At 51.4% G+C, this 296-nt stretch carries 1 protein-coding gene; it reads left to right on the top strand.

What is annotated here, in order from left to right:
• Positions 1 to 296, top strand: a 296-nt coding sequence (locus tag NE473_RS31615; RefSeq protein WP_256265682.1) for an undecaprenyl-diphosphate phosphatase, incomplete at both ends; no start/stop codon positions are given.

The following is a 296-nucleotide window of genomic DNA, read 5'->3' on the forward strand; positions in this document are numbered from 1 at the left end:
CTGTCATAGGTCTTCTGATCGATGACATTATGGAAAAATACCTCATGAACGTCTATGTTGTTGCAGCCACTTTAATTATCTACGGCGTCCTGTTCATCGTCATAGAGAATGCGAACCGGAATCGTAATTTTGAGATGCAGCGGGTGGGGGATATTTCCTACCAGACGGCGCTTTATATCGGCCTTTTCCAGCTCCTGTCCCTGGTTCCGGGTTCCTCCCGGTCCGGTTCCACGATTCTGGGCGCCATGATCCTTGGCTGCTCCAGAGGCGCTGCTGCCGAGTTTTCCTTCTTCCTG

This window comes from Hungatella sp. SL.1.14 (assembly GCF_024460495.1).
GTDB lineage: Bacteria > Bacillota > Clostridia > Lachnospirales > Lachnospiraceae > Hungatella > Hungatella hathewayi.